This is a genomic window from Streptomyces sp. NPDC000941, assembly GCF_053599555.1.
The window spans coordinates 120,998-129,204 of record NZ_JBSFMM010000007.1; the positions used below are offsets into that span (position 1 = coordinate 120,998).

The following is an 8,207-nucleotide window of genomic DNA, read 5'->3' on the forward strand; positions in this document are numbered from 1 at the left end:
CATCCTGCCTCGACTTCCGGTCAGAAACTGGCCTGAAGCCTTCCTAGAGTCGGTCTCGACGGCCACACCCGAGGTAAGGACGAAAATGATCGCCCGTGAGATCCAGCTGACTGCCCAGATCACCGGCACCCCGACGCTCGACCATTTCACCGTCGCGAAGACCGTGGTGGACGGCGAGGTCCTGGTACGCACCGACCAGATCGGACTCGCGGCGACCTACCTGGAGCTGATGCGGGCCGACTGCACCATCCCGGTCCCGGCCTGGCAGCCGGGGCAGCGGGTAGGGGTGGCCGCCATCGGCACCGTGGTCCGATCCGACAGCCCCGAATTCGAGGTCGGCGACCTGGTCCAGTCGATGACCGGCTGGAGCGAGTACTCGGCCGGCCCGGCCGGCTCGTACGTCAAGCTCAGTCGTGAGCTCTTCGCCGACCCGGGCTACTACCTCGGCCAGGGACCGACCGCCTACTACGGGATGGCCGAGGTAGCGGCCGTCGGTGAAGGCGACGTGGTCTTCGTCTCCGGCGCGGCGGGCGGGGTCGGCTCGCTGGCCGGGCAGATCGCCAAGTGCCTTGGTGCGGCTCGGGTGATCGGCAGCGCCGGCAGCCTGGCCAAGGTCGACTACTTGGTGAACGAACTCGGCTACGACGCCGCCTTCGACTACCACGACGGCTCTGCGGCCGACCGGCTGCGGGAGCTCGCGCCCGAGGGCATCTCGGTCTTCTTCGACGTCGTGGGCGGCGAGCAGTACCAGGGCGCGCTGCAGGCGGCCCGGCCCGGGGCGCGCTTCGCCCTGTGCGGCTCGCTGTCCAGCCAGCTCGGTGACGCGGCGCAGCGCTTTCCGCGGCCGGATCGCGCGGCGGCCGAGGCCAGGGGCGTCGAGCTGCTGCCGTTCTCCTGCTATCACACGCCTGATCAGATCGCGGCCTGGCGTGAGCACTTCAGCAGCTGGCTGGGCGAGGGCCGCTTCGTCTACCCGCAGACGGTGGTCGAGGGTGGGATCGAGGACGTACCGCAGGCGTTCCTCTCCCTGCTGCAGGGTTCCTACCAGGGCAATGTCTCGGTGCGGCTGTCGTGACCACCCTCTCTCTCCGGGCCCTGAATCGGGCGCTGATGGGCCGCCAGTTCCTGCTGGGGCGCACCGATCGCAGTCCGCTGGAGGTGATCGGGCGGCTGGTTGCACTGCAGGCACAGGAGCCCAACTGGGCCTATGTCGGGCTGTGGAGCAGGATCCACGCCTTCACGCAGTCCGAGCTCACCGCACTGCTGGAGGACCGGCAGGTGGTCCGCTCCGGTCTGCTCCGCAGTACCCAGCATCTCGCCGCGGCCGACGATTTCTGTTGGCTGCGGCCGCTGCTGCAGCCCGTGCTCGACCGCACGGCCGGCTCGCCCCACTTCGCCCGGAACAGCACAGGTCTGGACGCGGCGTCCTTGGTGGCCGAGGGACTCGGCCTGCTCGCGGGAGGGACGCTGTCGCGCAAGGAGTTGGCCCGGCGGCTGGCCGAACGCCATCCGGGACGCGACGGCCGGATTCTGGCCGGGCAGGTGGAATTGCGCACCCCCCTCGTCCATGGCGCGGCCACCGGCGCATGGGGCTCCTGGGGCAACCGGTCGGCGGTCTCTGTCACGCCCGCCGAGGTCTGGCTGGGACAGCCGATGGCGACGGCAGCGACGGCAGCGACGGCGACGGCAGCGACGGCGACGGCAGCGACGGCAGCGACGGCAGCGACGGCAGCGACGGCGACGGCAGCGACGGCGACTGCCGCCAAGAATTCCGCCAAGGAGCTGATCCGCCGCTATCTGGCCGCCTTCGGCCCGGCCGGAGTGAAGGACGTCCAGGCCTGGTGCGGACTGACCCGCCTGGGCGAGGTCGTCGCGGAGATGCGCGCCGAACTGCGCCACTACTCCGGCCCCGATGGCAGGGATCTGATCGATCTGGCCGACGCCGAGGTGCCCGACCCCGAGACGCTCGCTCCGGTGCGGCTACTGCCCGCCTTCGACAACGTCCTGCTCGGTCACGCCGACCGGACTCGGGTCATCAGCGACGAGGACCGGAAGTGGGTGATGCCCGGCCAGGCAAGGGTACGGCCCACCTTCCTGGTGGACGGCTGGGTGCACGGAACATGGTCCATCGACGCCGGGACGTTGCGGCTCACCCCGTTCCGACCGCTCCGCGCAACCGATCGGGCAGCCCTGGAACAGGAAGCCGACCGGCTGCTGCAATTCGTGGGAGGCCGGGCAGCGTCGCATACGCCCCCGTAGAGTCCAGTGGCAGGCGTGCGGTCATGGGTGGCGGTTCGGACGGTTGTCCCAGTGGTGGGTTGCCCAGGCTCGTCGGATGAGGCTGCGAACGGCGATGATCGTGTCCGCGAGGTCACGGAAGGCGTCGATCACGATGGCGTACCTCCTGGACGACCCGCCCGGCGCCGCGTAAGCCGCGTGACGGGCACTGTATGCCCGCCACAATCAGGCAAGCTGGACCAATGCCCCACTACACCTCGTACGACGGCGCCGAACTCGCCTACCGCGTCCTTGAGGCCCGTACCGGCGGCGGAGCCGACCGACCGCCGCTCGTCTGTCTGGCCGGCGGGCCGGGGCGGAACGCCGCGTATCTGGGCGACCTCGGCGGGCTCGACGCCGATCGCACCCTGGTCATCCCCGACAGCCGGGGCACCGGCGACTCCCCGCCCGCCGCCGAACCGAGCGGCTACGCCTTCCCCAGCCTCGCCGAAGACCTCGAAGCGCTCCGCGGCCACCTCGGACTCGAACGGTTCGCGCTGCTCGCCCACGACGCGGCCGCCGCGACGGCCCAGGCGTACGCCGCCGCCCACCCCGAGCGGCTGACGCACCTGATCCTGGTCTGCCCCGGCGCGCGGATGCAGGGCGAACTCCCCCAGGACGCCCGCGAGATCTTCGAGGCCCGCGCCACCGAGCCGTGGTGGCCCGGCGCCTCGGCCGCGGTCCAGCTGCTGCCCGACACCACCGACCTGGCCGAGGTGCGCAAACTGCTGCTCCAGGCCGCCCCCATGGCGTACGGCCGCTGGGACGAGCCCCAGCGCGCACACGCCGCGAGCGAGGGCGAACAGCTGGGCCCGGTGCCGCGCGCGGGCTTCTGGCAGGGCGTGGACGAGGCGGCGCGGCGGGCGGTGCTGGTGCGGCTGCGGGAGGTGCCGTGCCCGGTGCTGGTGGTGACCGGGGACCGGGACGCGGTGACCGGTATGCGCGCCGGTGAGCTGGTCGCGGAGTCCTTCCCGGACGGGCGGGTGCGGCCACTGCACGGGGTGGGGCACTACCCGTGGGTCGACGAGCCGGAGCTCTTCCGCCCGGTGGTCGAGGAGTTCCTGACGCACCGCTGAACCCCGCCCCCGGCCCAGCGCAAACGCGCATCATGAACGGCGTATGTCAGTCGCATGGCAGCGCCCGCCGGGCCGTTGTGCCGGTCCGCCCCCGTCCCTATCGTCGAAGGCACGAGAGCACGACATCGGCCGTGTGCCCGAGTGGTTTAGGGACTCGCCTGCAAAGCGAGTTACGTGGGTTCGATTCCCGCCACGGCCTCCATGAACATCAGCACAGACATGAGCACGGTCATGGTGGAGGTCCCCGCCGGGGAGATCGTCCTGCGGGACGAGGGCACGCGGACCGACTGGCAGGTGAAGGTCGCGCCCTTCCGGCTGGCGCCGTACCCCGTGACCCGAGAGCTGTACGGCGCCGTACGGGGCGAGGCGCCCGCGGGCGGCGCGGCGGGGGCGCGGACGCCGGTGACCGAGGTCTCCTGGCGGGACGCGATCCGGTTCTGCAATCTGCTGTCGGAGGCCAGCGGGCTCACGCCCTGCTACTCACTGGGCGGCGAGCAGGGCGAGCAGGACCCCGACGCGCGGGACGTGGACTGCGACTGGGCGGCCGACGGCTATCGGCTTCCCTCCGAGGCGGAGTGGGAGTACGCGTGCCGGGCCGGGGACTCCGGTGTGCGCTACGGCGAACTCGACGAGATCGCCTGGTATCGCGGGAACTCCGGCGACCGGGTGCACGAGGTCGCGGCCAAGGCGCCGAACGCCTGGGGCCTCCACGACATGATCGGCAACGTATGGGAGTGGTGCTGGGATCTGTACGACCCCGGCGTCTACGGCCCGTACCGGGTCTTCCGCGGCGGAGGGGCGTACGACCCGCCTCGGGGGTGCCGGGCGTCGTGCCGCCGCAAGAGCCATCCGACCCTGCGCATCGATGATCTCGGCTTTCGGCTCGCCCGGTCGCTGACGCCGTGATGTGATGTCGCGGAGGTCGCTGCCTGATCGCTTTTTGGTCACGGTGCGAACCTTTGTGCTGGTCGCGACATCTACACTGCGTGTATAGACGTAAAAGCATATCGACGGACCGGAAGCGCAAGGCCAAGCCGATAGCCGTGCTTCTGACCGCTGCCTCCCTCGCGCTCGGCCTCAGCGGCTGCGGCGGCGCCTCGTACGACGCGACCGCGCCGAGCAGCGCCCGTGAGCGCGCCTCGGCCGACGGGAAGGAGGTCAAGGCGGGGGCCGTCGACTGTTCGAAGGCCAAGTGCGTCGCCCTCACCTTCGACGCCGGGCCCAGCGAGAACACGCCCCGCCTGCTGGACATCCTGAAGAAGGAGAACGCGCACGCGACCTTCTTCATGCTCGGCAAGAACCATGTCCTCAAACACCCCGACATGGTGCGCCGTATCGCGGCGGAGGGCCATGAACTGGCCAACCACACCTGGACGCACAAGATCCTGACCAAGTCCGACGACGACGAGGTGCGCGACGAGATCACCCGCACCCAGGACGCCGTCGCCAAGATCACCGGCTCCAAGCAGCCCCTGCTGATGCGTCCGCCGCAGGGCCGCACCGATGACCGGGTCACCAAGATCTGCCGCGAGCTCGGCATCGCGCAGGTGTTGTGGAGCGTGACCGCGAAGGACTACCAGACGACCGACTCCGCGCTCATCACCAAGCGGGTGCTCGACCAGGTGGACCGCGACGGCATCATCCTGCTGCACGACATCTACAAGGGCACCGTGCCCGCCGTTCCCGGGATCCTCGAAGGGCTCAAGAAGCGCGGCTACACGGTCGTCACCGTCTCCGAGCTGATGGCCCCCGGGAAGCCCGAGGCCGGCAAGGTCTACAAGCCCTGATCCCAGAGCTCGTGCTCGTGTTCGCGCTCGTCCCCCGCGCGCAGCGCCAGGGACTCCGGGGCGAGCAGGTGGACGCAGTCCCGCTCGACGCGGACCAGCCCGTCGCGCCGGAGCCGGGCCAGCGCCCGGTTGACGGTCACTCTCGTCACGCCGAGCGTGTCCGCCAGCGCCTGTTGTGTCCCGGGGATCCGCACCCGCGCGGGCCCCGGGGCGCCCTGGGCTCCCGCGGCGCCCCGGGCTCCCCGGGCTCCCCGGGCCGAGGCGGCGGCCTGCGCGAGTAGCCAGCCGGCCAGCCGGGCCTCGGCCGGGAGGGTGGCGGTCTCGGTGAGCCGTTGCTGCTGCGCGCGGGCCTGGCGGGCGAGCACGGCGAACACATGGGCCCGGACGGCGGCCGTGTCGTCGACGAGCCCGAGGAACCTCTCGCGCCGCACACTGCGCACCGCGCAGCACGTCAGGGCGGTGAACGTGGCGGTATGCCCCCGGCCGTCGAGCAGCGCGACCTTGTCCAGCGCGCACGGGCCGTCCCACTGCCCGTACCGGACCACGCGTCCGCCGCCGGTCGTGCCCGTCGCCGCGACCCGGCCGCGCAGCAGCACCAGGAGGTGATCGGCGGGGGCGCCCGCCGGCCTGAGCACGCTGCCGACGGGGTGGCCGCGCGGTACGGACGCGGCCCACAACTCCCGCAGCCGCGCCTCGGGCAGCGACGCGAACAGCGGCACGGCGCCCAGCACACGCCACGTCAACGGCTCCCCCGACGTCACTGATCGGACCGGACGGCGATCGTGACCGTGACCGTGATCGTGCAGAGCCGCTTCGTCGCCCGGGTGAGCGCGACGTACAGGTCCCGCTCGCCACCGGAGCGGGCCGCGATGATCTCCTCCGGGTCCACGACGACGACCGCGTCGAACTCCAGACCGCGCGCCTCGGACGCCGGTACGAGCCGCGCCTGCCGCGCGATCCCCGCGGACGTCAGCTCGTCCAGCCTGGTGTCCGCGCAGATCACCCCGAGCAGTTCACCGGGGTGCGCCGCGGCCTGGGCCCGGAGCTCCTGCTCGACGGTGGCGGCAAGGGTGTGCGGAGGCGCGGTGCGGGTACGGGGCACCTCGCCGCGGCGGATCGAGCGGCTCGGGGTCTGACCGGGGGCGATACGTGCGAGCAGATCCCGGGTGGTGGCCAGGATCTCCTGCGTGGTGCGGTAACTGACGGTCAGGGTGTGCAGGTTGAACCGCGAGCCGACATGGGGGTTCAGGGCCTGCTGCCAGTCGTGTGCGGTCGACGCCGGGCCGGCTTGGGCGAAGTCGCCCACCAGGGTCATCGATCTGGCCGGGCAGCGGCGCACGACCATCCGCCACTGCATCGCGGTCAGCTCCTGCGCCTCGTCGACGACGACGTGTCCGTACGTCCGCTCCGGCGGGCCGTCGAGCAGGCTCGCCGCCTCGTCCAGCAGCGGCACATCGGCGTCGGTCCAGGCGTCGGTCCGCGCGTCGGTCCAGGCGTCGGTCCGCGCGTCCGTCCGCCCGTCGGTCCGCCGCCGGCCGTCGGTGTGCGGAGTGTGCAGCAGCCGGGACCGTTCGTCATCGGTCAGCCGCGGCAGATGCTCGGCGAGTGCGTCGGGGTCCGTCAGGAGGGCCCGTACGAGGTCGTCGGGCGCGAGCCGTGGCCACAGCGCTTCCACGGCACCGTCGAAGTGGGCGTCGTCCAGGAGGTTCGCCCGGACGGCCCGCGCGTCGAACTCATCGGCCGGCCCCCCGGCCGGTGCGTCGTCGAGGCCGAGTCGGCGCAGGTCGGCCGCCGCGGCCCGGTCGAGGTCGAGGCCGGTGCTCTGCGCGACCTCGGCGTCGATGCGCTCCAGGGTCTCGGCCGTGCCGCGTTCCAGCGCGTGCGTGACGGCGTCGGCCAACAGCTCCTTGAACACCTGGCGCGCCCGGTTGTGTCCCACGTCGGCTGCCACGGCCGCGTCGCGTGCCCTGGCGACCTCCCCGTCCTCCAGACGGATCCATTCCTGTCCCACGCGCACGGCGAAGTCACCGCCCGGTGCCTGCCTGGCGCGCACCAGGCCCGCCAGGGCGTCGGCCAGCGCGGTGCCGCCCTTGAGGCGGGCCGTGTCGATCGGCTCCACGGCGTCCGGAACGACCCTTGCGCCGGCAAGCTCCTGACAGGTCGCCAGGACGACATCGTTCTCCCCGAGCGAGGGCAGGACCTGGGAGATGTAGTCCAGGAACCGCGCGTTCGGACCGAGCACCAGGACACCGCGCTCAGCGGCGCGCGGAAACGCGTACAGCACATAGGCCGCCCGGTGCAGCGCCACCACCGTCTTGCCGGTGCCGGGGCCGCCCTGCACCACCGTCACTCCCCGGTGCGGGGACCGGACGACGTCGTCCTGCTCCGCCTGCAGCGTCGCGACCGCCGTCCGCATCCGTCCCGTACGCCGTGCCTGCAGCGCCTCCGCCAGCGGGCCGTCGCCGACGACGTCGTCGGCAGTGGGGGCGGAGCCGTCCAGCAGCTCATCGCTCACCGCCGCCACCGCGCGGCCCTCCAGCCGCAGATGACGGCGGCGCCGCAGGCCCATCGGATGGATCGGGGTCGCCTCGTAGAAGGGCCGCGCCGCGTCCGCGCGCCAGTCCACGAGCAGCGGCAGATCGTCCTCGTCCGTGTGCAGGCCGAGACGTCCGATGCGCAGGGCCGTACCGTCCGCACCGTCGATCCGGCCGAAGACCAGCCCCTCCTCGGCCCCTTCCAGCCTGCGTACCTCCCTCGCCAGCCGCCCGGCGGCGACCTCGCGCTCGTACACCTCGCCCGCGCTGTCGCTCCGCCCGGCCGATGCCTTCAGCACATCGGCCAGCTGCGTCCGGGCATCGGCGATCCGCTCGCTGATCAGTCCGTACAGGGCGGACACATGGGTCTGCTCCAACTCGACCTGGCACCGCGCGGCGGTAGCGGCGGTATCAGTGGCCTGCGACAACACATGGCTCCTCTCGGGAATTCGGCCGCACCACTATGCGGCCGAAATACCGAGAAAGTAAGTATTTACTTACATGTGCGGGTCTGCCCTCAAAATCTACCAGAA

At 71.8% G+C, this 8,207-nt stretch carries 7 protein-coding genes, 1 tRNA gene and 1 pseudogene; 6 read left to right on the plus strand and 3 right to left on the minus strand.

All coding sequences use genetic code 11. The features are described from left to right. Positions 1-85: 85 nt before the first annotated feature. On the plus strand, positions 86-1,075 hold the full coding sequence (locus tag ACWDSL_RS04875) for a zinc-binding dehydrogenase (RefSeq protein WP_450481739.1): 990 nt from the start codon (positions 86-88) through the stop codon (positions 1,073-1,075). Then, positions 1,072-2,259 carry a winged helix DNA-binding domain-containing protein gene (locus ACWDSL_RS04880; RefSeq protein ID WP_450481741.1) on the plus strand — a complete coding sequence of 396 codons (1,188 nt, stop codon included), beginning with the start codon at positions 1,072-1,074 and terminating at the stop codon, positions 2,257-2,259. The genes ACWDSL_RS04875 and ACWDSL_RS04880 overlap by 4 nt, the downstream gene beginning before the upstream one ends. 21 nt (positions 2,260-2,280) lie before the next feature. On the opposite strand, the pseudogene ACWDSL_RS04885 reads toward ACWDSL_RS04880, so the two are convergent. Continuing rightward, a pseudogene (locus ACWDSL_RS04885) lies at positions 2,281-2,391 on the minus strand (IS5/IS1182 family transposase); the annotation flags it as partial. 89 nt (positions 2,392-2,480) lie between these two features. Here ACWDSL_RS04885 and ACWDSL_RS04890 point away from each other — a divergent pair. The 4 genes from ACWDSL_RS04890 (at position 2,481) to ACWDSL_RS04905 (ending at position 5,140) form a co-directional block, all read left to right on the plus strand. Then, positions 2,481-3,353, plus strand: coding sequence for an alpha/beta fold hydrolase (locus ACWDSL_RS04890; protein ID WP_450481743.1), 873 nt, complete (start codon positions 2,481-2,483; stop codon positions 3,351-3,353). Between the two features lie 127 nt (positions 3,354-3,480). Next, a tRNA-Cys gene (locus ACWDSL_RS04895) sits at positions 3,481-3,555 on the plus strand. Continuing rightward, positions 3,555-4,259 carry a formylglycine-generating enzyme family protein gene (locus ACWDSL_RS04900; protein ID WP_450481745.1) on the plus strand — a complete coding sequence of 235 codons (705 nt, stop codon included), beginning with the start codon at positions 3,555-3,557 and terminating at the stop codon, positions 4,257-4,259. The genes ACWDSL_RS04895 and ACWDSL_RS04900 overlap by 1 nt, the downstream gene beginning before the upstream one ends. Positions 4,260-4,396: 137 nt before the next feature. After that, entirely contained in the window at positions 4,397-5,140 is a 744-nt protein-coding gene (locus ACWDSL_RS04905) for a polysaccharide deacetylase family protein (RefSeq protein ID WP_450481747.1), read from the plus strand. Here the strand turns inward: ACWDSL_RS04905 and ACWDSL_RS04910 are convergent. Continuing rightward, entirely contained in the window at positions 5,128-5,883 is a 756-nt protein-coding gene (locus ACWDSL_RS04910; RefSeq protein WP_450481749.1) for a Crp/Fnr family transcriptional regulator, read from the minus strand. The genes ACWDSL_RS04905 and ACWDSL_RS04910 overlap by 13 nt on opposite strands. Before the next feature lie 14 nt (positions 5,884-5,897). Next, positions 5,898-8,102: a HelD family protein gene (locus ACWDSL_RS04915; RefSeq protein WP_450481750.1), complete on the minus strand. Its 2,205-nt coding sequence runs from the start codon at positions 8,100-8,102 to the stop codon at positions 5,898-5,900. Positions 8,103-8,207 lie beyond the last annotated feature (105 nt).

Bases quoted from the DNA above. Each gene is read 5' to 3' on its own strand.
- ACWDSL_RS04875 (WP_450481739.1), top strand. From the start codon at position 86: ATGATCGCCCGTGAGATCCAGCTGACTGCCCAGATCACCGGCACCCCG.
- ACWDSL_RS04890 (WP_450481743.1), top strand. From the start codon at position 2,481: ATGCCCCACTACACCTCGTACGACGGCGCCGAACTCGCCTACCGCGTC.
- ACWDSL_RS04900 (WP_450481745.1), top strand. From the start codon at position 3,555: ATGAACATCAGCACAGACATGAGCACGGTCATGGTGGAGGTCCCCGCC.